The 25,462-nt window shown below is 67.9% G+C and carries 19 protein-coding genes; 11 read left to right on the plus strand and 8 right to left on the minus strand.

Annotation, left to right across the window (positions count from 1 at the left end; translation table 11 throughout):
• Positions 1-5 precede the first annotated feature (5 nt).
• Both N802_RS15405 and N802_RS15410 read right to left on the minus strand, forming a co-directional pair.
• On the minus strand, positions 6-455 hold the full coding sequence (locus tag N802_RS15405) for a cupin domain-containing protein (protein ID WP_035917922.1): 450 nt from the start codon (positions 453-455) through the stop codon (positions 6-8).
• Positions 456-550: 95 nt separating this feature from the next.
• The gene (locus N802_RS15410; RefSeq protein ID WP_052110032.1) at positions 551-1,333 is read right to left on the minus strand and encodes an S-methyl-5'-thioinosine phosphorylase; all 783 of its coding nucleotides are present in this window, start codon (positions 1,331-1,333) and stop codon (positions 551-553) included.
• Between the two features lie 36 nt (positions 1,334-1,369).
• On the opposite strand from N802_RS15410, the gene N802_RS15415 reads away from it, so the two are divergent.
• On the plus strand, positions 1,370-3,031 hold the full coding sequence (locus tag N802_RS15415; protein ID WP_052110025.1) for a gamma-glutamyltransferase: 1,662 nt from the start codon (positions 1,370-1,372) through the stop codon (positions 3,029-3,031).
• Here the strand turns inward: N802_RS15415 and N802_RS15420 are convergent.
• The 3 genes from N802_RS15420 to N802_RS15430 form a co-directional block, all read right to left on the minus strand.
• Positions 3,014-4,738 (minus strand): ABC-F family ATP-binding cassette domain-containing protein, encoded by a 1,725-nt coding sequence (locus tag N802_RS15420; RefSeq protein ID WP_052110033.1) that lies wholly within the window; start codon positions 4,736-4,738, stop codon positions 3,014-3,016. The genes N802_RS15415 and N802_RS15420 overlap by 18 nt on opposite strands.
• Before the next feature lie 317 nt (positions 4,739-5,055).
• Positions 5,056-6,387 carry an MATE family efflux transporter gene (locus tag N802_RS15425; protein WP_035917993.1) on the minus strand — a complete coding sequence of 444 codons (1,332 nt, stop codon included), beginning with the start codon at positions 6,385-6,387 and terminating at the stop codon, positions 5,056-5,058.
• A 137-nt stretch (positions 6,388-6,524) separates the two neighbouring features.
• On the minus strand, positions 6,525-7,127 hold the full coding sequence (locus N802_RS15430; protein ID WP_035917928.1) for a TetR/AcrR family transcriptional regulator: 603 nt from the start codon (positions 7,125-7,127) through the stop codon (positions 6,525-6,527).
• A gap of 115 nt (positions 7,128-7,242) precedes the next feature.
• Here N802_RS15430 and N802_RS15435 point away from each other — a divergent pair, with 115 nt between their 5' ends.
• On the plus strand, positions 7,243-7,890 hold the full coding sequence (locus tag N802_RS15435; protein ID WP_035917930.1) for an NADPH-dependent F420 reductase: 648 nt from the start codon (positions 7,243-7,245) through the stop codon (positions 7,888-7,890).
• Between the two features lie 65 nt (positions 7,891-7,955).
• Entirely contained in the window at positions 7,956-9,680 is a 1,725-nt protein-coding gene (locus tag N802_RS15440; RefSeq protein ID WP_245613965.1) for a dipeptidase, read from the plus strand.
• 91 nt (positions 9,681-9,771) lie between these two features.
• On the opposite strand, the gene N802_RS15445 is transcribed toward N802_RS15440, so the two are convergent.
• Complete coding sequence (locus tag N802_RS15445) at positions 9,772-10,098, minus strand: DUF202 domain-containing protein (RefSeq protein ID WP_035917995.1); 327 nt, start codon at positions 10,096-10,098, stop codon at positions 9,772-9,774.
• 2 nt (positions 10,099-10,100) lie between these two features.
• On the minus strand, positions 10,101-10,454 hold the full coding sequence (locus N802_RS15450; protein WP_035917934.1) for a YidH family protein: 354 nt from the start codon (positions 10,452-10,454) through the stop codon (positions 10,101-10,103).
• Between the two features lie 70 nt (positions 10,455-10,524).
• Here N802_RS15450 and N802_RS15455 point away from each other — a divergent pair, with 70 nt between their 5' ends.
• The gene (locus N802_RS15455; RefSeq protein ID WP_035917936.1) at positions 10,525-10,803 is read left to right on the plus strand and encodes a DUF2277 domain-containing protein; all 279 of its coding nucleotides are present in this window, start codon (positions 10,525-10,527) and stop codon (positions 10,801-10,803) included.
• A 30-nt stretch (positions 10,804-10,833) separates the two neighbouring features.
• Here N802_RS15455 and N802_RS15460 read toward each other — a convergent pair whose 3' ends face one another.
• The gene (locus N802_RS15460) at positions 10,834-11,616 is read right to left on the minus strand and encodes a thioesterase family protein (protein ID WP_035917938.1); all 783 of its coding nucleotides are present in this window, start codon (positions 11,614-11,616) and stop codon (positions 10,834-10,836) included.
• A gap of 481 nt (positions 11,617-12,097) precedes the next feature.
• On the opposite strand from N802_RS15460, the gene N802_RS15465 reads away from it, so the two are divergent.
• The 7 genes from N802_RS15465 (at position 12,098) to N802_RS15495 (ending at position 25,307) form a co-directional block, all read left to right on the plus strand.
• Entirely contained in the window at positions 12,098-15,139 is a 3,042-nt protein-coding gene (locus N802_RS15465; RefSeq protein WP_035917940.1) for a replicative DNA helicase, read from the plus strand.
• 218 nt (positions 15,140-15,357) lie between these two features.
• Positions 15,358-16,107 carry a TnsA-like heteromeric transposase endonuclease subunit gene (locus N802_RS15470; RefSeq protein ID WP_084072269.1) on the plus strand — a complete coding sequence of 250 codons (750 nt, stop codon included), beginning with the start codon at positions 15,358-15,360 and terminating at the stop codon, positions 16,105-16,107.
• The gene (locus N802_RS15475) at positions 16,104-18,407 is read left to right on the plus strand and encodes a hypothetical protein (protein WP_156971447.1); all 2,304 of its coding nucleotides are present in this window, start codon (positions 16,104-16,106) and stop codon (positions 18,405-18,407) included. The genes N802_RS15470 and N802_RS15475 overlap by 4 nt, the downstream gene beginning before the upstream one ends.
• Positions 18,408-18,463: 56 nt before the next feature.
• Positions 18,464-19,510 carry a TniB family NTP-binding protein gene (locus N802_RS15480; protein WP_156971448.1) on the plus strand — a complete coding sequence of 349 codons (1,047 nt, stop codon included), beginning with the start codon at positions 18,464-18,466 and terminating at the stop codon, positions 19,508-19,510.
• Entirely contained in the window at positions 19,507-20,952 is a 1,446-nt protein-coding gene (locus N802_RS20505) for a hypothetical protein (RefSeq protein ID WP_035917944.1), read from the plus strand. Before N802_RS15480 ends, N802_RS20505 begins: the two co-directional genes overlap by 4 nt.
• Positions 20,942-22,576 (plus strand): TniQ family protein, encoded by a 1,635-nt coding sequence (locus N802_RS15490; RefSeq protein WP_035917945.1) that lies wholly within the window; start codon positions 20,942-20,944, stop codon positions 22,574-22,576. The genes N802_RS20505 and N802_RS15490 overlap by 11 nt, the downstream gene beginning before the upstream one ends.
• A 139-nt stretch (positions 22,577-22,715) precedes the next feature.
• Positions 22,716-25,307, plus strand: a complete 2,592-nt coding sequence (locus tag N802_RS15495; RefSeq protein WP_035917946.1) for a hypothetical protein — start codon at positions 22,716-22,718, stop codon at positions 25,305-25,307.
• The last annotated feature ends 155 nt before the right edge of the window (positions 25,308-25,462 follow it).

Raw genomic sequence — 25,462 nt, forward strand, 5'->3', positions numbered from 1 at the left:
CGACGTCAGGTGCGGGTCAGCGCAGCGATCTCCGCGGCATACCCGGGAAAGGTCTCGGTCAGCGCATCTCGATCCCCGAGCGTGAAGTGCTGTGGGCGGAAGGAGGGACTGCACCAGCACGACATCAGGCTCCACTCACCCATCGTGGCCGCGCCCTGCCAGACGCCGGCCCGGACGAGCATCTGCCGGCGCCCCTCGTGCATCAGCGTGAGGGTGCCCGTCTTGCGGCGGGGGGTCTCCTTGAGGCGGAGCAGCGCCGCCGGTGCGCCGTCGAGCCACTGCCAGCCCTCGTCGACGGCGAGCTTGTGCATCGCCGAGAAGCCGTCGGCCTCCGAAGTCAGCAGCACCTGGATCGAGGACAGCGCCTGGGTGCGCGGGCCCTCGACGAACCATGCCCCCTCGCCGGGGATCGGCTTCATCTGAAGATCGGCGATGACCTGCTCGGCGGTACGCATGAATCAGACTTCCTGAACTGCTGGCGGTGCGGCTGCTGGTGGACGATCTTCCCATCGTCGAGGAGGGGGACCGCATCGCCCCTCCCGCGCGTCACTCATGCGGGGCCGTGGCCCTCGTCGGCAGTGAAGACCGACCGCGTGTGCACCAGCTCGTCGATCACGGCGATCACCTTCGGCGCGCCCGAGGTCAGCACCGCGTCGAGGTCGTCCATCGAGATGGGCTCAGCCGATCCGACGCCCGCCGCAGGGTTCACGACGAGACTGATCGCGGCATACCGAAGGCCTGCCTCCACGGCGAGCGTGACCTCCGGGACGCCCGTCATCCCGGCCACGGTCCCGCCGGCGAGCGCGGCGAGCCGGATCTCGGCAGGGGTCTCGAACCGCGGCCCGTCGAAGCAGACATAGACACCGCCGTCGATGATCGGCTGTCCGATCGAGCTCGCGGCGTCGAGGATCTCGCCGCGCAGCAGCGGGTCGTAGGCCGTGGTCATGTCCGTGTGCACGACACCCTCGGGTCCGTCGCCGTCGTGGAACGTCCCCTCGCGTCCGTGGGTGAAGTCGAGGAAGTCGTCGAGGCACACCAGTTCGCCGGCTTCGACGTCCGAGTCGATGCCACCGGTGACGTTGACGGCGATGACGTCGCGGACCCCGAGGTCGGCGAGCGCCCGGATGATCGCGCGGTAGTTGACGCGGTGTGGCGGCACCTTGTGCCCGAGCCCGTGCCGAGCCACGAAGGCGACGGGCTGCCCGTGCCAGGACCCTCGGGTCACAGACGTGGTCCCGTATGCCGTCTCGACCGTCTCCGTGTGCGCGTCGTCGAGCGCTTCGAGGTCGTAGAACCCGGTGCCGGCGATGATTCCCAGGGGCGCGAGACTCACGGACGTCACGGTACCGGTGGTGCGAGGATGCCAACCATGAGTCCTGCCAGGCAGGTGGCGATCGCCGCGACGGGGCCGGCGTCGCTCGGTGCCGGTCAGGCCGTCGTCGCTCAGGGCGGCAACGCCGTGGACGCGGCCATCGCTGCCGCCGTCACGTCGATGAGCAGCGAGCCCGGAATCGTCAGCCTCGCCGGTGGTGCCTACGTGACGATCTGGCCCGCGTCCGGGGAGCCGGTCGTCATCGACGGGAACGTCGCGATGCCGGGAATGGGCCTGCCGCGAGAGGCGTTCGGGGCCGGGGTCCGTGAGGTTGTGACGACCTATGGCGGCGGAGTGACCCTGTATGCCGGCCACGGCTCGGTCGCGGTGCCCGGCGCCCTTCTCGCGTGCGAGAGTGCCGTGGCGCGCTTCGGCTCGGCGTCGTGGGGTGCTGTCGTGTCGCCCGCGGCGGAGGTATGTCGGGACGGCTATCCCATCGGCGGGGCGGCAGCGCGCTACCTGGATCTGGTCAAGGACAACCTCTTCGGGCATGACGCGGGGGCTCGGGCGGTGACTCGTCGCGAGGACGGATCGCCCTATGTCGCAGGCGATCTCGCACACAACCTCGAGTTGGCGGACGTGTTGGACACAGTGGCCCGCGAGGGCGCCTCGCTGCTCACGACCGGTGAAGTGGGTCGGGCGCTCGCAGCCGACATGGCTGCGAACGGTGGGCTGATCACCGAAGGTGACCTCACGGCATACGAGGTCGTGGATCGGGAGCCGGTGCGACGCACGATCGGCGACTGGGACGTCGCGGTCAATCCGCCGCCGTCGATCGGTGGGCCGATGCTCGCCGTGATGCTCACCGAACTCGCCCGCGCGTCCCGAACTCACCCAATTGGACGGTTACGCACAGCGGAAGGGGCAGGGAGCGGGACCCGGGACCCGTACCGAACTCACCCAATTGGACGGTTCGGCACGGGACACGCCGGAGGTGGGCCGGGCTGGGGCGAGATCCTGCGGATCCAGCGGGCCGTCCTCGCCTATCGGCTGCGCGTCCATGATTTCTCGCGCGACCTCGACGCCGATGGGCACGCCCTCCTCGCTTCAGTGGAGCGTCACGGCCTCGCCGGGCTGCCGACATCGGCATCGACGGCGCACATCTCGGCGGTCGACTCCGACGGGCTGGCGTGCGCGGTGACGATGTCGAGCGGCTATGGGTCGGGTGTGACGATTCCGGGGACGGGGTTGCTCCTCAACAACGCTCTGGGTGAGCCCGAACTCAACCGGCTCGGACTGCACGCGCTGACGCCGGGGACTCGGCTTGCGTCGAACATGGCGCCGACGGTCGCACGTGCCGCGGACGGGCGGGTGCTCGCCGTGGGTTCACCGGGTGCTGACCGGATCACGACCGCGCTGGTGCAGGTGCTGTCGCAGTTGTGCCTCGCGGGCGCGGACCTGGATGACGCGATCCAGGCGCCGCGGATGCACGTGCGATTCGACGACACGGGCGAGCCGATCGTCGAGCATGAGGCGAGCGCCGAACTCGAGGAGGCCATCGCGGCAGCCGGGCTGCAGGGACTCGACCACGGCGATCTCTCGATGTACTTCGGAGGCGTCGGCGCGGCATACCGAGGCCCTGATGGTGGGGACGGTGGGCACGGTGAGCTGCGCGCGGCCGGTGACCCGCGCCGTGAAGCCTCAGTCGGGGTCTCCTGACGCTGGCAGCACGGTCACGCGGCCTCCGGGAGCGACCTCGAGGCGGCGCACGCCCCCCGCGGCACTCGCCCGCTGGCGCCAGCGACGGTCGTGGGTCACCGTGATGACCGCCCCGGGGTGGTCGACGAGTGCGTCCTCGAGTTGCTCGACGAGTTCGGGGGCAAGGTGGTTGGTCGGCTCGTCGAGTAGCAGCACGTCGCTCGGGGCTTCCATGACGAGAGCCAGATCGAGCCGGCGACGCTGCCCGACGGACAGGTCCACGACGGGACGGTCCAGGTCACGCGCCTCGAAGAGCCCCAGACCGGCAAGTCGCTCTCGGGCGTCCTCCGGGTAGGCGTCGATCGCTTGGGCAAAGGCGGCCAACAGGGTGCCTCCCGGTGCTGACGCCAGGTCCTGACGCAAGGTGGCGACACGCGTCCCCTGAACGCGCACGACCGAACCGGCATCCGGTGCGAGGTGCCCGGCAAGGACGCGGAGCAGGGTGGTCTTGCCGGCTCCGTTTGGTCCGGACACGAGCCAGCGGTCGCCCGCATGAATCTGCAGAGCCTCCACCTCGAGACGCGGGCCGCCGGTCCCAGCGTCGGCAGTCGCCGTTCCACCGAGCCTGAGGTCCTCGACCGTGAGCAACGGTGCGTCCACTGCACTCGCGGCCGGGCCGACGGCAGGGCGCTCCGCAAAGGCGGGGGCGAAGCGCAGCGGGTCCGCCGGCCGAGGTGCTGGCATGGCGTTCAACCTCGTGACCCGCTCCTTCGCGTTGCGGATGCGACCCATGGCGCCGTGGTCGCGCCCGCGCGGCTTGAACGCACCATGTCCGAACCCGGCCTTGGCGGCTTTGCGGGGGATGGCGTCGAGCCGGAACGCGTTGGCGGCGATGAGGGCCTCGTTGCGCGCGAGGTCCGCTCGCCAGGCCTCGTGTTCGGTGAGCAGCCGACGACGTTCGGCGGCACGAGAAGCCAGGTAGCCGGCATACCCGTTGCCGTAGCGCCGGATGCGAGCGTCGGCGACGACGAGGACGGAGGTGGCGAACCGCTCGAGGAAGGCGCGGTCGTGGGTCACGACGACGAGGGCGCCGCGGTGACGTTCGAGGCGGTCCTCGAGCCACGCGACGCCCGCGTCGTCGAGGTCGTTCGTCGGCTCGTCGAGAAGGAGCAATTCGGATTCGGACGACATCGCGGCAGCGAGGGCGAGCCGGGCTCGTTCGCCCCCGGAGAGGTCGGCGACCGGCCGGGCGTGCTCGAGACCGCCGAGACCGAGTTGGTCGAGCGCAGCCGCGACGCGCTGGTCGACGCCGTACCCGTCCCGAGCCTCGAATCGGTCCGTGAGTCGTGCGAGGTGGGCCAGCAGGGCCGGCTGATCCTCCTCCACGGCCGCAGCAATCGCGTCTGAGGCAGTGACGATCTCGGACTCGAGGTTTCGAAGGTCGGCGAGGAGCGCATCCAGCGCATCGGCGACGGAAGCCCCCGATGGAAAGCTCGGCCGCTGCTCAGCGAACGCGAACCCTCCGGGGAGGTGGACGCGCCGCTCGCCGGCCACGAGGGGGACGCGACCGGCCAGCAGTGCCAGGAGGGTCGACTTGCCGGAGCCGTTGTCTCCGATGACGGCGAGGCGCTCGGTGGGCTCGATGGGGAGGTCGACCTCGCGCAGGACGACGTGGTCGGCGTATCGCACGGTCGCGCTCCGGAGCGTGCAAGTGCGCGACGCGCGGATCGCGTCGCGAGCCGTCTGATGCGACGGCACGAGTGAAGGTGAGGCGGTGGGCTTCATGGCTTCGCATTCCCAGCCGTGACCCGACGCGTGTGGTCAGGGCATCAGAGGCTGTGGTCTCGGCACGGTCGTGCCGGATTGACGGGAGGTCTCGACGCCACCGCACGGAGGTCAGCAGGGTGGCGCGCAGAGGACCCGCCGCGGAGCAGTGCTCGACGCGACGTCCCGACCTACTGCTTCACCGTTCCCATGAACGACCACGGTAGGAGACCGTGGCGCTGCGCGCATCCCAATAAACGGGAGTTCAGCAGGCTCGGAGTTCAGCGGGTGGCGCCCGTGACCATCCACCGGTCGGTGCGGACCCGGGCCCACATGAGGACCCCACGGATTGCCATGAACGCGGTGAAGGCCAGCCACAACCACGTCACTGCGTTGCTCGTGCCCCGCGTCCCGCCCGCACCACCGTCGGCCAGCAGCCAGTCACCCATGAGGTGCACGCCGAGGATGATCGGGAGGTAGGCGACGAGGTTCGCGACCATCGCCCGCGCCAGCCACGAGCCGTCGCCGGCGCCGATGAGCACTCCGTCGATGACGAAGACATAGCCACTCAGGGGCTGCGACAGGGCCACGATGATCAGGGCCGCGCCTATGGCCGCCTGGACCGCCGGGTCCCCGGTGAACAGGGGCGGCAAAACCGTCCGGAGGGCCAGCACCACGATCGCGAGGACGATGCCGCTGATGACGCCCCACCGGATCATCAGCCTTGTGGCAGAACGGGTTCGGGCCAGGTCGCCCTCACCGAGCGCCTTGCCCGTCAGAGCCTGAGCAGCGATGGCGATCGCGTCGAGTGCGAAGACGAGGAAGCTCCAGATCGTCGCTGACACCTGGTACGCCGCAAGTGGGACGTCCCCCAGATCGGCGGCCACCCACGTGGTGACGAGCAGGACGCCGCGCAGCGCGAGAGTGCGAATGAGCAGAGGTATGCCGGTACGTGCCGCTCCGAGGATCCGTCCCGGATGTGCCCGGAGAGTGACGTGATGTCGGCGTGCCTCGCGCATCAACACGACCACCAGGGCAGCCGCCATTCCGGTCTGCGCAATGACCGTGCCCAGTGCGGATCCCGCTATGCCCCAACCGAATCCGTAGACGAAGAGCAGGTTGAGGGCGATGTTGCTCGTGAACCCGAGTGCGCTTGCTGCGAGCGGCGTGCGTGTGTCCTGCAGACCGCGCAGCACTCCTGTCGTGGCGAGCACCACGAGCATCGCCGGGATCGAGATCGCAGACACCCGTAGATAGGTGACGGCGTGTCCGAGCGCTTCCGGCGACGCACCGAAGAGACGACAGATCGGCTCGGCCAGGACGGCGATGATGACGCCGGTGACGGCGCCCAACCCGACCGCCAGCCACACACCGTCGACCCCCGCCGCGATGGCGCCGCCACGGTTGCCGGCGCCCAGTTGGCGCGCCACGACCGACGTCGTGCCATAGGCGAGGAAGACGAAGATATTGGCCGCGGTGAGGAGCATCGCGCTCGCGACCCCGAGGCCGGCGAGGTGCGGAGTGCCGAGGTGCCCGACGATCGCGGAGTCGGTGAGGAGGAAGAGCGGCTCGGCGACCAACGCCAAGAACGCCGGAAGGGCGAGCCGCAGCACCTCGCGATGCTGGCTCGGCGTCTCCTCCTCGAGGTCGTCGAACCCGTCGAGATCGTCGAGCCCCTCAGGCCCGTCGCGTCCGTCCCTTCTCTCGTCGTGCACAGGCCGAACCTAGCCCCGCGACACCACGCGCGCCGTCAGGGTCGAGGCGCGGACACCCCGACGGCCTGGTCGACGAGCGCGCGGGCTGCAGTCTTGGCCATCGCCGGTGCGTCCGGCGAGGCGTCGAGGGACCCGCTCGCGAGGCCACCGTCGAGGAGCAGCGTGAGCGCACGGGCCAACGCGTCGGGATCGCGCGCGCCGGCCTCCCGGGCCAGTCCGGCGACCCATGAGCGCACCGAGGTCTTGTGCGCCACAGTGCGGTCGTGGATGCGGCCACCCGGCTCTGACTCGGCCGCGGCGTTGATGAACCCGCAGCCCCGATAGCCATCCCGGCGGCATGCCATGACCAGCGCATCGAAAAGCCCCACGAGTTGGTCCGCAGCCTCCGGCCCGGCGGCTGCCGCCGAGGCGTGCAGCTGCCCGCTCCACACCTCGTCCACGCGGTCGAGATAGGCCACGACGAGGTCGTCCTTGGACGGGAAGTGTTTGTAGAACGTCGCCTTCGCCACACCCGACTCGCCGATGATCAGATCAACTCCGACCGCACGAATCCCGTGGGCGTAGAAGAGCCGGAAGGCGGTATCGAGGATGCGGTCGCGCGCGCTGGGCTTCACGTCCGTGGTCGTGGTGGCCGCCATGACTCTCCTTCTCGAGGCCGGTTGTGAGTAGACAGATCTGTCTGCTACGTTACACAACAGATGAGCAGACAGGTCTGTCTACCCATGCTCTCACGACTCACACCCAGGAGAATCCATGAAGATCGCAGTCCTCGGCACCGGCATGGTCGGTCGCGCCATCGCCACCCGCCTCGCCGAACTCGCCCACGACGTCACCGTGGGCACCCGCGACCCCGAGGTCACCCGCGAGCGTGACGCCGAGTGGTTCGACGCCAACACTGCGGTCAGCCTTGCCACCTTCGCCGACGCCGCGACGGGCGCCGAGCTCGTCGTCAACGCGACCAACGGCGGCGCCACGCTCGAGGTCCTCGAGGCGGCCGGCTCCGATGCTCTCGCGGGCAAGGTCCTCGTCGACATCTCCAACCCGCTGGACTTCTCGGCAGGCATGCCGCCCACGCTGTTCGTCAAGGACTCGGACTCTCTCGCCGAGCAGATCCAGCGCGCCTACCCCGACGCTCGCGTCGTCAAGACCCTCAACACGCTCACGGCCGACCTCATGGTCGACCCCGATCGCCTGTCCGAGGACTCGTCGGTCTTCGTGTCCGGCAACGACGCCGAGGCCAAGTCCTTGGTCACCGACCTCCTCCGCAGCTTCGGCCACGCCGACGTCATCGACCTGGGCGACATCGCGACCGCCCGCGGGCCGGAGATGTGGCTGCCGTTGTGGCTCCGCCTCTGGGGTGCGCTGGGCTCGGCGGAGTTCAACCTCAAGGTCGTGCGCTGACAAACCGCACCGAGTAGGTCAACTGTCCTAGACTCCAGCCACCATTCCTTCAGCTGGAGGCCTCAATGACGAGTTCCCGCTTGGTTTTGCGTACCCGCACGTCCCCTCGTGGTCGCCTTCGGCGATCTCTGTATGCCGTCCTCTCGGCAGGCCTTGCAGGTCTCGTCGTGCTGACGGGAACCTCCACGGCGGCCACGGCCGCCCCGCCGACGTGGTTCGAGCCGACCAAGCCGCAGACCCCGGACTCCGAGGTCAACGTCACCGGCGCCCCGTTCACCGGGACGCGCGGCGGCGAGGTCCGCGGCCTGGTCGACGGACACACACATATGTTCAGCGACGAGGGCTTCGGCGGAAATGTGGTGTGCGGCAAGACGTTCAGCGTCCACGGCATCGCCGATGCGCTCCAGGACTGCAACACGCACAAGCCCAACGGCAACGCGGCACTCATCGAGAACCTCACCAACCCGCGGCTTGGCGGCAATCCCTTCGCGAGCCACGACACGGTGGGCTGGCCGACGTTCAGGTTCTGGCCGGCATACGACTCCTTCACCCACCAGCAGATGTACTACAAGTGGGTCGAGCGGGCCTGGCGCGGCGGGCAGCGCATCATGGTCAACGACCTCGTCTCCAACTCGGGGCTCTGCACGATCAACGGCGTCGTCAACCCGCCCAACAGGACCTCATGTGACGACATGGACGCGGTGCGCCGCGAAGCCCAGAAGACGCGTGAGCTGGAGGCCTTCGTCGACCAGCAGTACGGCGGCAAGGGCAAGGGCTGGTTCCGGGTCGTCACGAACCCGCAGGAGGCGCGGGACGTCGTCAAGCAGGGCAAGCTCGCCGTCGTCCTCGGCGTCGAGGTTTCCGAGCCGTTCGGCTGCAAGCAGACCCTCACCTTCCCCCGGTGCAGCCGTTCCCAGATCGACCGCGGCCTCGACGAGCTCAAGGCTCTCGGTGTCTCGTCGATGTTCCTCTGCCACAAGTTCGACAACGCCCTGTGCGGGGTCCGCTACGACGAGGGCACAACGGGCACCATCGTCAACTTGGGTCAGTTCCTCACGACGGGCACGTGGTGGAACCCGCGGAGGTGCCAGCCCGGCGAGGTCCCGGACCACACGGTCTCCGGGGCGTTGCCCAAGGAGCTCGCCATCGCGTTCCCGCTCGCGATCCTGCCGGCGTATCCCGATGGGCCGCACTGCAATCCGCGCGGTTTGTCCTCGCTCGGTGAGTACGCGCTGCGCGGCATGATCGAGCGAAACATGATGGTCGAGATCGACCACATGTCGGCCAAGGCGGCTGATCGGGCGCTCGACATCCTCGAAGCGGAGCAGTACGCAGGTGCTCTGAGCTCGCACTCATGGATGGATGACTCCTACATGGATCGGCTGTACGCCGTCGGCGGGTTCGCGACCCAATACGGGCACGGGACAACGCAGTTCGTCGACGACTGGCAGTCGAGCAATGCGCTGCGAAACAAGCACGGCGTCGGCTACGGCTACGGCATGGACATGAACGGCTTCGGTGGCACGCCTGCTCCGAGGACGGGGGCGGCGACCTCACCCCAGGGGCCAGTCGTCTATCCGTTCACCTCCGTCGACGGCGGTTCGACGCTCGACCGGCAGAAGACGGGTGAGCGCACCTGGGACGTCAACGTCGACGGTGTCGCGCACTACGGGCAGGTGCCGGACTGGGTCGAGGACCTGCGCCTCGTCGGTGGTCAGGCGTTGGTCGACGACCTCATGGCCGGTGCGGAGTCCTACCTGCAGACCTGGGAGGCCACCGCCGCCCACTGAACAACCAATCCCCGACTTTGTGCCCCATTGGGCCCGTTGCGCGGAACGCGCGAAGGTGCTGGAAGTGGCCCAATGGGGCACAAAGTCGGGTCTATCCGAGGGTGACCCAGAGGGCAGCAGCGGCGAGGGCCACCGTCGAACCGGTGACGACGAGGACCTCGGTCGTCGCCGGGTCGAGCCCGGGTGCCGGGAACAGCCGACCGATCCGCTTCAGCCGAATTCGCGCGTGGAAGAAGATCCACGTGGCGACCAGGGCCGAGACGACCACGACCAGGGCGACGATCTGCCCGTGTTGCTGCCCCCAGCGCAGGAACAACAGGGACGCCGCCACGAACGAGATGGCCGTGCGTTGCCACGCGAGCGACGTTCTCTCTGGCTGCAGTCCCGCGTCGGTGCGTGGGGTGTGGTGTCTGGTCATCGTCACTGCATGACGAGCACGAGGAGGATCACGCCAGCCAGGACCAGCGTGATGATCAGGAACGGGATGATCGTGGGGAAGGGGAGCGGCCGACCCTCCCGCATCGCCTGCTCCACACGCAGCCAGCGAACGCCTGCACCGATCGCCACGACGGCTCCGACGACGATGAGCAGGGCTGCGAGGGTCCCCCGCACGGTCTCGTCGAGATTCACGCCGAACCCCTCGAGCGCCACGGCACCAGCGATGAGCGCGAGCCCGGTCCGGATCCACGCGAGGAACGTTCGCTCGTTCGCGAGGGTGAAGCGCGGGTCGGGTTCGCTCCCGCTCCCGAGGAATCGGCGTGCGCGTTCGGCCATGGAGTCGACCCTAGCCACAGCGGAAGGCGACGCACTGTCGGGAGTCAGCGGTGCGGCATACATTGAAGGTATGTGCCGAAACATTCGTCAGCTGCACAACTTCGAGCCCCCCGCCACGGATTCGGAGGTGTATGCCGCAGCGCTCCAGTACGTGCGCAAGGTGAGTGGGTCGACCAAGCCTTCACAGGCGAACCAGGCGGCCTTCGATGCCGCCGTCGCCGAGGTGGCGCACGCGACGCAGCACCTGCTCGACCACCTCGTCACGACAGCGCCGCCCAAGGACCGTGAGGTCGAGGCGGCGAAGGCCCGTGCGCGGTCGGCCGAGCGCTACGGTCGCGCCGCTGGCTGAGTCCAGCGCTTGTCGCCCCAACGTCAGGCGTCAGGCCGTGGGTCGGACGGTGAGGATCTGGTTGAGCGTTCCGATGGGGCCGTCCTCGTCGTGCAGAACCGTGCTGGTGAGGCCGATGCCGTTGTCCCCGAACGTGACCGACGTGTCGAAGCCCACCCACCCCGGACGTGGTGCCCGAGTGAGGTGAGCGGTGAGGTCGAGGTTGGGGAAGGCGACCTTCTGCGGGTCCTCGCGCACGGTCATCCCGTTGGCGATGTCGAGCAGGCCGATTGCCGCAGCCGTGGGGGAGAAGGGCTCGTCGACGAGGGGCTCGTCGGTGCGCACCCAGAAGTGCGCGCGACCCGGCTCCTGCTGCTGTCGCCGCAGGTGAGCCGACTTGATGAAACCGCCCGGCCAGACCGTCGTGGGGTCCCATTCGGGGGTGTGGGCAGGGCCAGGGAGTGGCTGCGTCGGAGTGCCAGCGACGACGGTGGTGTCGCGGGTCTGCATCAGCCAGGCGCGGAGGACAACGGCGGGGCGGCCGCCATGGATCAGCCTCGCTTCGACGAGTTCGATGCTGCGGCCGGGGCGCACGACCTTCACCTCGGTGTCGACGTCCTCGATGGGCAGGACACCGAGGATGTCGAAGGAGAGTCGGCACAGAGGGAGTGCCTGACCGGGCTCCTTCCCGTGGCGATGGTCGCGATCGCGCTCGACGACGTGGGCGAGCAGTCCGAGGGCGGGGGCGATGTGCTGCTCGTCGAGAGTCCAGGCGCCGCCGGTGTGCTCGGTGGCGCGGAACGTCGAAGGACCAGTGCGTTCGAAGTAGGCCATGGGCCGATCTTGTCGCATGCCGCGACGTCAACCGGAAACGTCGTTGCAGGTCAGGGATACCACGGGTAGGTCGCCTGGTGCGCAAACGGTCTCGCCGGAGCGGCCTTCCAGCGAGTGTGACGTGGGCCATGTGGATGGGACACGCCCGAAAGTTTCTTTTGCACACATGCGGTGGACAGCAACCTCGCAGGTCAGAGGGCCGAATTCTCACGCTGCGACGGTTCGTCCACAGGGCTGTCCACGGACTGTGCACAACAGGACCGGGCGTTTTCCACCCCCTGTCCACAGGTTGTCCCCAGGGTCTCGAAATCGTATGCCGCGTGGATTGGGACGCTGCCGGGTGGACGTTCTAAGTTGGGCCGGGTTGGACTTCCAGGACCACTCATATGCCCGTCTCCCGGCACTGTCGGTGGGGGCTGATGGACTGGACCACACGGCATACAGGGTTGTCAGCAACGTTCTCGACAGAAGGGGTGGGCGGGTGTCGATCGCGGAGCTCAGCAACACCTATGCGGGCTCGAGCGACGGTCCTCCCGATGACCGACTTCCTCCGCAGGACCTTGGTGCCGAGCAGTCCGTGCTCGGGTCGATGCTCCTCAACAAGGATGCGATCGCCGACTGCCTCGAGGTCACGAAGTCGACGGACTTCTATCGGCCGGCGCACGAGCTGATCTATGACGCGGTCCTCGACCTCTATGGGCGCGGCGAGCCCGCCGATGCGATCACCGTCGCCGACGAGCTCAACAAGCGCGGCGACCTGACGCGGGTCGGTGGGCAGGCCTACCTCCACCAGCTCATCCAGTCGGTGCCGACTGCGGCCAACGCCGGCTACTACGCCGAGATCGTTCACGAGCGGGCGGTGTTGCGGCGCCTCGTCGAGGCCGGCACGCGCATCGTGCAGATGGGTTATGGCCAGGGAGAGGGTGACGTCGACGAGATCGTCAACCGCGCCCAGGCCGAGGTCTACTCGGTCGCGGAGAAGCGCGGCGGTGAGGACTACCACCAGCTCGGCGAGATCCTCAACGCGACGATGGAGGAGATCGAGGCCGCGGCCGGGCGCACCGACGAAATGACGGGTGTGCCGACCGGGTTCATCGAGCTCGACCAGCTGACCAACGGGCTGCACCCCGGCCAGATGATCGTCGTCGCGGCTCGCCCTGCGGTGGGCAAGGCCTTGGCTCTGGACACGCCACTGCCGACGCCGTCCGGCTGGACGACGATGGGCGAGGTGGCTGTGGGTGACTCGCTGCTCGATGCATCGGGTCGCCCCACCCGCGTCGTGGCGGCGACCGAGGTCATGGCGGGGCGGCCGTGCTTCGAGGTCGAGTTCTCCGACGGTTCGGTCATCGTCGCCGACGCCGAACACCAGTGGGCTATCGAGGCGGGCGAGATCGTCACGACTCAGCAGATGGTCGACCTTGGGTTGCGTACCAAGGTCGCTCACGACACGCGCTACGTCCAGGACATTCGGCGTGTGCCGTCCGTCCCGGTTCGCTGCGTCGAGGTGGACAACGCGGATCACCTGTATCTGGCTGGTCCCACGAAGGTGCCAACGCACAACTCGACGCTGGGAATCGACATCGCCCGGGCGGCTGCGATCAAGCACAACATGGCGACTGCGGTGTTCTCGCTCGAAATGAGTCGCACCGAGATCACGATGCGCATCCTCTCCGCCGAGGCGACGATCCAACTCCAGGATCTCCGCAAGGGCCTCAAGGGTCAGGAGCAGTGGAACAAGCTCGCCCGCATCATGGGCAAGATCTCCGATGCCCCTCTCTTCATTGACGATTCGCCCAACATGTCGCTCATGGAGATCCGCTCCAAGTGCCGCCGCCTCAAGCAGCAACACAACCTGCGGATGGTCATCATTGACTACCTCCAGCTCATGAGCTCGGGCAAGAAAGTCGAGTCGCGTCAGCAGGAAGTCGCTGAGTTCTCGCGTGCGCTCAAGCTGTTGGCCAAGGAGCTTGAGGTCCCGGTCATCGCGATCTCCCAGCTGAACCGTGGTCCGGAGCAGCGCACCGACAAGCGTCCGCAGATGTCAGATCTTCGTGAATCCGGTTGTCTCCCAGCCGAGACGCGTATCCTCCGCGCTGACACCGGGGCCGAGACGACGATCGGAGAGATCGCTCGCTCCGGCGAGAAGGACCTCACGGTCTGGGCCCTCGATGACGGGCTCCGCTACACGAAGCGCACGATGACACACGCCTTCTCGACGGGCACGGCGCCGGTATTCAAGCTGACGTTGGCCTCCGGCAAGACCGTCCGCTCAACGGAGAACCATCCGTTCCTCACTTACGAGGGGTGGTCGCCGCTCGCCTCACTGCGTGCGGGGGATCGGATCGCCGTGCCGCGCCACGTCCCTTCGCCACTCTTGGTCAGTGATTGGGCCGACGGTGAAGTGATCATGCTGGCGCACCTCATCGGTGACGGGTCGTTCGTAAAGCGTCAGCCGATTCGCTACGCGAGCATCGACGAGGCGAACCTCGAGGCCGTGACGAAGGCTGCTCTGGTCTTCGGGATCTCGGCCGTGCGCGACGAGTACGCCGTCGCCCGCTGCACGACATTGCGGCTCCCGGCGCCGTTCCGGTTGGCGCGGGGAAAGCGAAACCCCATCGCAGAGTGGCTTGACGGCTTGGGCCTGTTCGGCGCGCGCTTGCACGAAAAGTTCGTCCCGCGCGACGTCTCCAACCTCCCGAAGGAGCAGATCGCCCTCTTCATCCGTCACATCTGGGCAACTGACGGCTCTGTCACTGTGAACAAGAGCGGCCGCGGGGGCCGCATCTATTACGCGTCAACCTCGAGGCGGCTGGTTGACGACCTGTCGCGCCTCCTGCTGCGGTTCGGGGTCCAGACCCGGATTCGCGTGACCAAGAAGGCGGGCTATCGCGACGGCTACACGTTGGACATCTCCGGCGTGGACAGTCAGCGACGCTTCCTCCAGGAGATCGGCGTTCACGGTGCGCGTGGTGTCGCGGCAGCGCGACTGCTCGACATCGTGCGGGGCCTGACGGGCAACACGAACGTCGACACGATCCCGAAGCAGGTCTGGGACGACGTCCGTGAATCCATGTCCTCTCAAGGAATGACCACCCGCGAGTTCCAAGCCGCGATGGGAACTCAATACTGCGGATCGGCGATGTATGCCAATGCTCCCTCACGCCAGCGGCTCGCCAAGGTTGCGGACGTTCTCGACGACGCGGACTTGGAGCTGATGGCTGTTAACGACGTGTTCTGGGATTCGGTGGTCGCAGTCGAACCGGATGGATTCGAAGAGGTCTACGACGCAACGGTTCTCGATTGCCACAACTTCATCGCGAACGGCATCGCGGTGCACAACTCGATCGAGCAGGACGCTGACATGGTGATCCTTTTGCACCGTGACAGGTCCGACCCCGAGCGTGATGGCGAAGCTGACGTGATCGTGGCCAAGCACCGAAATGGCCCGACCGCCGACATCGTGCTGGCCTTCCAGGGTCACTACAGCCGGTTCAGCAACATGGCCAAGGACGGCGGCTTCTAGTTGTCGAGATCGGTCCTACTTTTCACAAACGGGGTTCTATGTTTCATACAGGGGTTCACGGCGTGTCTGGTTGCCAGATCGCAAGTGCTGCGCTAGTGCGCGGTGGGGTGGGAGGTCTACCCTCTTCCCACTAGAAATGCGTCGAGGGCGCCCCGTTGCAGCGGGACGCCCTCGTGAGACAAGAACCTGATCCGGTCGAGGACGCAGGAGGAGTTGTCATGCCCAGTGTAGTGCTGAAATCTGTGGGTGCCCACGTCGGCTCTGCGACGTGGTCGTTCTGTGTGGGTGGGGCCCGTCGGGCGCCGTGGTCGTGGCTGCAGGGGCCGCCGCCGGTGCGTGAGCTCAGCCCGGTGCGTCGGACGAAGTCTGGTCGGTTGTCGCGGAACATCCCGGTGCAGGCGATCTCGTTGACGACGGATGGGTGGCTGTTCCTGGAGTCCGGTCTGGAGCATGAACTGATGATGTTGCTCGACCGGTTGTCAGGGACCGTGTGGTTGGTGGGGCAACCGGCCCGGCTGAAGTGGGAAGACGGGGTGAAGCATGTCCCGGACCTGTTGAGCGTGGATCGTGACGGGGCGGTGACGATCTGGGATGCGCGCCATCCGCATCGGCGCGACGAGACCTTCGACGTGGTGTCGTCCAGGACGGCCAAGGCGTGCGCCGAGATCGGGTGGGGTTATGTGCTCTTTGGCGGCTTCCCGGAGGTGGAGTCGCTGAACCTGCGATGGATCGCCGGCGCTCGTCGCCCGCCGGAGTGGTTGGAGCCGGCCAGGGCCACGTTGCGTCGCGTCGTGGAGGGGGACACCACCACGGTGGGTGACGTCCTGGCCGCCGACGACGGTCGCGGCTTTCTGACGTCGTCGATGTGGCACTTGGTGTGGACCGGTGAACTGACCATGGACCTCAGGGCGCCGTGGGGTCGCTCCACGGCGATTGCGTGGGCGACTGCCGAAGTGGGGGCGCCATGAGCGCGCGGGTGGAACTCTTCGTCGGGGCGCTGATCCTGTTCCCCGAAGGGCCACGCACGGTCGTCGGGATTTCACCGATCGGTTACACGACCCGTGACATCGCCGGAACCATGACAGAGGTCCCCTGGGTCGATGTGGCCCCAGCGCGGGCGGTGGTCTCGGGGCACGTGGACGCCGTCGCGGAGTCACTGGTGGCGGTGCTGTCCGGGCTCAGTGACGCTGCCCTGCAGGAGAGCCTGGACAGGCAGGAGATCGTGCTGACCCTCAAGACCGGGTTTGCCCGGGGGCATCGTTCGTTGGCTCGCAAGGGGGAGCCGTTCCCCGCGTTCGACCCCGCGAACGGGGCATCTGACACCAAGAAGTGCGCCACCATGGCCAAGGTCCTCGAGCAGGAGGCGCAGCAGGACCGACGTCGCCAACGCGAACTCGAAGGCGGTAAGGCCAGCGCCCGCAGCCGGGTCGGGGCCGTGTCGCAACGCCAACTGTTGAACTGGCTCGCCGACTACGACCGTGACATCAACGGTGGCCTGCTGGCGTTGGTGGACAAGCGCCGAGTCCGTCGCCACACCATGTTCGCCAGCCTCGACCCCGAAGTCCGTCGGGTGGCCCAGGAGCTCGTGAGCCACCCGGACGGCACGTGGTCCGTGCGGTCGGTCGACGAGCTCTTCCGCCGAACCCTCCTGTCGTTGAAGGCCGAGGGCCTGGACGCAATGGAGGTGCCGGAGGCGACCCTGCGGGCCTACCTCAGCCACCTCAAGAAAGCTGCTGGTGCCACGACGCGATCGCACACCACGAAGAAGCTCCGAGGCGTGCTGGCACTGTCGGCCTACCCCGCGCTGCGCCCGGGTCAGGTTGTCGCCATCGATGTCACCAGGGCCGACACATTCTGTGTCGACCCGTGGACGGGCCAGGCCGTGTCCGTGGAGATCATCACCGCCATCGACGTGTGCACGCGCGTGGTCCTGGCGTTGCGGGTGGTTCCGCGCAGCGCCAACGCTGTCGAGGCCGGGCTCATCCTCTACGACGTCCTCCGCCCGTTCAGCCAGGCCGTCGAGCCAGACCGGGTACACGACTGGCGCTGGGCCGGTGTCCCCGAGACGGTCGGCGCGATCGATGACGCGATCGTGGAGGCCGAGCGGCTGTCCGGGCGACCCCTTCTGGGCGAACACGCCATCCCGGGTCTGCTCCCCGACGCCATCCGCGCGGACAAGGGCAGCATCTTCACGGGCGGCTACTTCCGGCAGGTCTGCGCCAGCCTGGGCATTCACCTTCTCCTGTCCCGGGGCAAGAAGCCGACGGACAACTCCTTTGTGGAGCGGTGGCACGAAACCCTCCAACGGTGCCTGCAGCAGTTGGCCGGTCACAAGGGCCGGAACGTGTCCCAACGGGGGAGCGACGCCGGCACCATCGTTCGTGACAAGAAGGGTCGCGCCACCTTCAAAGGGGATGGCCCGGGGTTGACCCCGCGCGAGCTCGAACTGCGGCTGCGCGAGTTCATCACCACCGACTACCACCGCACCCGGCACGGCGGGATCACCGTGGTCGACCGCGCTATCGAGGACCGATCACCGGCGGTCGGGATGACCCCTCTCGAGCTGTTCGACGCACTGCTCCTGGCCGTGGGCCGCATTCACGTCCTCCAGCGACCCGACCTGCTCTATGACCTGCTCCCCACCCTGTGGTTGACGATCCGTCACGACGGCGTCGAATACAAGGACCTCACCTTCGATTCGGCTGACCTGGACGACTTCAGGAACGTCCCGAAGGGCTTCTTCCGCGACGGCGACCGGGCCGCCCCGTTCCTCTACGACCCGCGCGACCTCTCCCGCCTCTGGTTCCGGCACCCACACACCGGCGCCGCCGTCGAGATCCCCTGGCGGCGCGCCTTCCAGTTGCTCGCACCCATGACAGATGTGGTGCTCGAGGCGGCAACCAAGACGGTCAGGCGCCGCGGTGGGACCAACCAGGGCATCAACAAGGCCGCGCTGCAGCGCGAAATCCTGACCACCGTCAACGACATCGCCTCCATCGACCGGCTCCGGGCCGACCCTGACCTGGTCGATTGGAAACCCAACAAAGTCACCGCCGCCCACCTGCGCGCCTCACGGTCCCAGTTCGACCACGATGAGGCGGCCGCCGCTGCCAGCGCCTCCCCGACCCGTCGCACCCGCACGGTCACGTCCACGGCGTCGACCAGGCGCCGTGCGGACAGCACGGGCCCGGCGCCCGCGGCCGGCGACCTGACGTTCGATCCCACCCAGACGGCGTGGCCCGACCTCGAATCCCAGGAGGGGCAGTGAAGGCGTCCCTCCTGCACGCACGGGCCTACACCCCACCCCCACTACCGCCTTCGCCCGTGACAACGACCCAAGCCAGGTCAATGTCGCAGACGCAGCGGACGGCCTACGCACGAGACGTGCGCCGGTTCCTCAACGGCCACTACTTCGACTCCGACCGCGACCGACGGATCCGGGCGTTCCTCCACCACCTCATCGAGGACAACGCCGAAGCCCTGACCGGCACCCGCGACGTCGCGATCCTGACCGGACCCAACGTCATGGGCAAGTCCACCCTGCTCTACCAGGTCGCCTATGCCGTCCACCGCCAACACGTGGGCGAGGGGGCCGACACCGCAGTGATGGCCCGCCGCACGGTCACGCGCACGATCGGCACCCGCGAGCACCAGGTCCACCCGACGCACACGCCGGTGCTTTTGCTGTCGTTGGAGGCCGCGACCACGGTCACGAAGTTCAACGAGCTCGTCGTCGAGGTCCTCGACTACGAGAAGAGCGTCGCCAAGAAAGTCACTGCCCTCGACCTGCTCCTCCAGCATGGGGTGCGGCTCCTCATCATCGATGACCTGCACCAACTGATCCTCACCGAGAAGCTCGGCCGCTATGCCCTGGACCATCTCAAGGCGGTGGTCACCGCCGTCGGGGAGTACGGGGTAACCGTCATCTTCGCCGGCGCGAACCTGTCCCACCACAAGGTCATGGACGACCCCCAAGTGACCGGCCGGGCCTACGAACTCACCGTCGCGCCCTACGCCGCCGACACCGGCCAAGACGCGGTCGCATGGCAGCGATTCTTGAAAGAATGCGGCAGCCTGATCGCCCCGCACTTGCCGATGGCCAGCCCCGGAATGCTCCACAACCAGCTCCCCGGCCTGATCCTGGAGGGCACCCACGGCCGGATGCAGGCCGTGGTCAACCTCGTCCGCCGCGCCACGGTCGCCGCGATCGAGGACGGCACCTGGTGCGTCACCGAGGACCACGTGCGCGCGGTTCCCGCAGCCAAACTGACCCGCGACGAATACACCGGCGCGGCCCGACCCGCTCCCGCGCCTGAGCCGCTGCACCCGACCGTGTCCGTGAGCCACCGCGAACGTGGCGGTGTCGGATGACCACCCAGCACACGGCGTTGCCCGTGACGGTGAGCATTGAACCGGGCGAAGACATCGCCGCCTACCTCGAACGCGTCGCGGCCGCGAACCGCCTGAGCATGACCGACCTGACCGGCCACCCCCGCACCGCACGCCTCTGGGAAGACCCACCGGACGATCTGCTCACCCGCCTCAGCGCTAGCACCGGGGTGCCCGTGCCCCGCATGCGCGACGCGGTCCTCCGGACAGCCCTCCCGGGCGCCGTGCCGGAGCGCGCCCGCACCGGCCGCCGGTACGCCGGCCGACCCGCGACGTGCCCCGCAGGGTGCGTCGACACCGTCGCGGCGCGTTTGAACATCGTGGTCCTCTGCCTGCGGTGCGGTGCGTTGCTGGTCGACCACGACGACTCCCACCCGCCACCAGTGCCGGACAAGGTGCGACAGATCCACCCCGACGTGTTGGACAGCCTGGCCCGGGCCCGGCGCAGTTCACAAGCCCGCGGCCGGCTGCGGCGCGTGGAGTCGCTCATGGCTGAGTTGGAGCCCGCGCTGTGGGGCAACTGGCCACCGCTGGCCGACGGGGAAACCACGCACTGGCGGGACCGCATCGTGCGCTGGGAGAAATGGAATCTCGAGCAAACCGGTGGGGTCATCCGACCGCCGTCAGTCACCGCGACTCTGCTCGCCCTGACCTGGGACGCCTCCGCCACACCCGCCGGCACCACGGATCTGCTGGACGAGATCGCCGTCATGGCCGACCCATGGGACCCCAGCGAGGAGGTCCTCCCTGGCTGGCGCACGCTCACCGAAGCCCACGACGGCGTCCTGGACCTGCTCGACGACCAGCAAATCGAACCCCGCCACATCCCCACCATCCTCCGACTGACCGGCGAACCCATCGTCCTGCCCGAACACCAACGCACCCTCCGGGTCGCTGAAGCCCTCGCCCTGACGATCCTGGCCGGGCGCGCCCACGGCCAGGACCTCACCCTCAACACTGCCGTGGAACTGCACGGCGCGGCCGCCTCAGCCCGCACCCGCCGAGTCGTTCACCGCGTTCTGCGCAGCACCTATGCCCTGGAACGACTCGCAGTCCACGCCACCCTCCTTCACGAGCAAGGACTACGAGACCTGCGCCGTGCCCGCGCCGAACTCCGTCACCTCCGGGCGCTTCCCTCGGACGCGTTGCGCACCCTGCCCACGGCCGCCGGCGGACACGTGGACCCGGAGCAGTGCGCCGCCTGGGTGTGGCTCGATGCGACCCTCGGACGCCCTGCCGGCGGACCACACCCACTGCCTGCCGCTGAAGCCATGGTGCGGTTCGACGCCCACCTCGATCCCGAGACCAAACTTCACCTGCGGGCATGGTGGCAGCACCGGCTCGATCTTGCCGAGGACCTCGCCACAGCCGACGCGCCCACCCAAGAGAGCTCCACCGAGATGGGGGGTCGTGATGTGGGGTAACGCCGCCGCCGCGACGCCTCTGCCCACCATCGTCGAGATCGACCCCGGCGAGGCTCTCGACGGGTATCTCGAACGGGTCGCCGACGCCAACTACCTCAGCACCGCGCACCTCGTGACCCTGATCCGCAACGCCAGCGACACCCTCCGCTACATCACCCTCGCCCCCAGCCCCGCAACCATTGCCGCGATCGCCGCCCTCACCGGGCAACGGCCGGACCAGATCCACCAAGCCACCCTGTCCGCCTACGACCACACCGCACTCGACCTGACCGGGTTCGACCCGACGATCAGGTCGGGCCATCGCGCCGTCGCCGCCCGAGGGTGGTTCCCCGGGCGCGGCACCCAGATCTGCCCACCCTGCCTGGCCCACGACGGCCGGTGGCGCCTGATCTGGCGCCTGCCCACCACGACCGTCTGCCGTGTGCATGGTGTGTACGTGTTGAGCACCTGCCCTGGGTGTCACCGTCCCTTCCGCGACCACAGGCACTCACCCTTGCGCGTCGTCGGCGCCGAAACCCGGTGCGGCAACCCGCTCGGCCAGGGCCCGCGCAAGCAATGCACCGTCGACCTCACCGCGCTGCCCACGACACCGGCCGACCCAGCGTGCATCACCCGCCAAGAGCGCCACGACAAAGCGGCAGCAGGGGCCATCACCTCCACGGCGCTGGGGGACCTGGCACCCGCCGACTACCTCGCGACCACCCGGTCACTCGCGGTGCTGCTCCTGCACATTTCGACCGCAGCCCCGGACTCGAGCCGACTACCCGCGTGGGCGCAGGCTCTGCGTCCCGACGCTCCCAGGCGGACCATCCGCTGGGGCCTCCGCCCACCCCACGACCCACAGCTCAGATCCCACGCCCTCACCGCGGCCGACTGTGTCCTGACCGCCAGCGACCTCGACGCCGCAGTCGAATGCTTGATGCCGTGGCTGGACAGCCTCCCCGACCTGCCCGAAAGCCGTCTCGGCTGGCTGGCCGACCACACCCGCATGACCCCCACCCTCACCCGACTGGTCCTGGCCAGCCACGCACCGCGACGCCGCCTCTCCCACCTCCTCGACCAGGTGCCACCCCTGACCGCGTCCACCAGGCAGCTCCCGCAAGTGCTGCCTGAGCCCCTCGTCGAGACCCACCTCATCGGGCTCTTCGATTCGCGACCCCGCACCGTCGGGTTGTTCGCCTCCCTCTGCCTGGCCAGAACCCACCCCAACATCGATTCGTGGGCCAAAGCCGCTCACGCCCTCGGCCTCGCACCCGACCTCGGCGACCGCACCGCACGCGCCTGCTCCGCCTCCCTGACCGGCTCGCCCAGGGAGGTCGTGGCTGCGCTCCGCGCGGCTACCCGTGGACTCGACGTCGACTACCGCGACCTCGAGCACCGCGTCCGCCGGCTCGCCCGAACCCACCGCTGGTTCACGCGATGGGCGCGCACCAACCGCCCCGGAACTCGCGCCAGCAGCCACCCGTACGCCGTTCACTGGGTCTGGACCCGCGTTGCCCATGGCCACGCCAGCGCCGCCCCTGCCGCAGTTGGCTCGACCCGCGCCCAGAATTTCGAAAGGTCCCTGACGGCCGCCCAGACCGCAGCCCTGACGGCAGCAGCTGCTCTATCTGGGCAAGGCTGAGAGGAGCACAGGTGAGCCATGAGCGACCCACTGCTACGCACGCGGTCGCGTGCGAGTGCACGTCAGCGTGTCCGCAGGGCTTTTCGAGGTGGGCTGCGACGACTCGCCGGACGCTGCCGAGCCGCAAGGAGCGAATTGAATGAGCCGTCGTGATCCCATCGCCAAACTCGTCGCCAACATCGATCTGGCGTCCCTGGGCGATCCAGCCACCGAGATTGGCATGTTTGTCGGGTGCAAGACCGCTGCCGAAGTGCGCGATGTCCTCCGCGGCGCTGTAGCCGTCGAGGTCGACGAGATGCTCAAACTCTTGGAGAACGCTGACGCCTTTGACGTCATCGAGCTCATGCGTATGCGTGAGTTCCCGCCCGTTCCGGACCCCAACCTCGAGTGGGAAGGGTCGGCACTCAACGTCGAGATCGTCGCCGCAATGCTGCTCGGTCGCAGCTCGCGCAAACCCGATACAGACACGCCCCGAATGAGCACCCGCCCGCACGAGGCGATCAGCCAGCTGCACGATCGCGCTCAGCGCCTCGCTCGCCTCGCAACCTACCGCCAGCAGTTCGAGGCGCGACTCAGCGACGACCCCCTCGCACCGTTGGCTGCGCTGTACCAGGGCTCGGTCCTGTACATCCGCAACCTCCAGTACGACACCATCCGCGAGGCCCACGAGAGCCAACTGTTCGACAACACGATCGTCACCCCGCTGATGGTCGAGCACCTTGGTTACACCTACCGCGACGTGCGGACCGTCCGGGACTCCATGCACAAGTTGGGTGGCGACCGGATGACCAAGCTCCGCGACGACACCGGCGACATCCTGATGCGGCACCAAGGGACGGCACCCGCCAACGTTCCAGACGACGTGATGCAGGAGTTCATGGCCAGACTGATTCCGTTCATGTTCCTGCCCGCCGACCGGGCAACGATCACCGCCGAAGACGTCGCCGCAGACACAGGTGCTGAGTTGGCCGCGATCCGTTCGGTCATGGAGTCGTTCTCGCAGAGGTTCGACGACACGGTGCCCCCGGCGCGGAGGGTCTACGACCTCCTGACGAGCAGCAACCCGTTCCACACGACGCCCCTGGTCTCAGACGGCGAAGGCAACTACGTCGAAACGACCAATGGCGTTGGCCTCGACTCCCTCCGGCGGATCGTCGAAGGCGCCCTCACGGGCACTGCGCAGTTCCACAGCTACGACAAGAAGGTGCGCCAAGTAGTCAGCGAACAACTCGCCTTGGCATCGCTCGAGCAGGTGCTGCGAACGCCGCCGAGGCTCGCCGGGTTCAAGTACTACGCGCCCGCTGATGACACGAGCCACTCCGTGCTTGGTGCCCACTGCCCCAACCCGAAGGGCGTAGGGAAAACCGTCGAAGGAGACGGACTGTTCATCGTCGGCGACGTCGCGATCTGTGTCGAAGTCAAAGGCAAGTCGATGGCAGCCGCCGCGCGACGCGGGGACGTGAAGCGCCTCTGGAGCGACCTCAAGGCAACCGTCGGCGACGGCTGCAGACAAGCCGCACGCCTCGTAGCCCTCATCGAGACGAACGCCGGCCTCTGGCTCGAGGACGGCACCTGGCTTGACCTGTCAGAGGTCCGGGAAATCCGCTCCGTCGTCGCCCTCCTCGACGACGTGGGCCCCCTCGGAACGAGCTTGGGCGACCACCGCGAAACCGGCCTCCTGCCCGCCGACCACACCCCTTGGGTGACGTCGCTGCACGACCTGGAAACCATTGCTCAGGTCTGCGACCGGCCCGCGGAGTTTCTCCTGTACCTGCGCCGGCGCACCGACTCCGACGTCGCCACCTACTACAGGGCATCCGACGAACTCGACCTGTTCATGCTCTTCATGAACGCAGACCTGTACGTCGAGCCCGACCCCGACGAACTCCGGATCCAACAACCAACACGACGGCCGATCACATCCCGTGACCGTAGAGAACGCGCCCGCAGCGCCGTCCCCACGTTTGTCGGCGAACACTGCCAACCGCTCAACGCATGGATGGATCGCCACAAGCCAGAACACGTCCCGATCGGGTCACCACCACCCGAGAAACCCATGTACAACGCGCACCCACGCATCCTCGACCTCATCGACACGATCGACGGGCACGGGACGGGCATGATCCGTTTCGGCGCCGACATGCTGGCGCTGTCCCGCCAGGCACAGAACAGCGTGCTGAAGCTCATCGACAAATGCACCCGTCTGTCCCGCGAGGACCGTCAGCCGCATGACGCCACCCTTTCGTTCACTGGCGTCTGGGGCTATCCGACCATGTTCATCGGGTCCCGCCCGCGAGGCGCCGAACTTGAGCAAGTCCAGCAGCGCCTCGAGTCCTACATGCGCCTCAAGCGTCACCACCTGCAGTCCGACCGCTCCTACGGGCTCGTGTTCGGAGAGGGCGGAAACCTTGAGCTAGCGATGTACCTCAATACTCCAGCAGGTGAGGACGCTGAACTGGACGCGCTCACCGAACAGTTCGGGCTCAACCCAATGATCGACCACTCACGCCCCCACCCCGCCATATGCTCGACGCACCACGCGTCGCCTCCGAGGCAAAAGGGCCGGTGGCTAGACAATCAGCCCCCAAGAGTCGCGATGAGTTGCCCTCGCGAGGCTCCCCGGACGGGTACCCGATCCCGGCCGGGACGCAGGGCCCCAACCGGGTCGGCGACCGCCCCGATGAGGGACCCGTGCGACCGGCCCCTCGTTGCCGTCAGTCTCCGAAGGTAAAGCGTGGGTAAAGGGTTCTCCCGGAGTTGGTCAAGCGGGTTGCGGGGACCACTCGGGGCCGTCACTCTTCTCTCGGGTCGGCACGAGCCGAAGCAGGAAGTGACCCCTCGGGGTTTCTTGGGTGGAGAAGAGTCCCGCGCGTGATCATGGGGAAG

The organism is Knoellia sinensis KCTC 19936, assembly GCF_000768705.1.
In the GTDB taxonomy this organism is placed as follows: Bacteria; Actinomycetota; Actinomycetes; order Actinomycetales; family Dermatophilaceae; genus Knoellia; species Knoellia sinensis.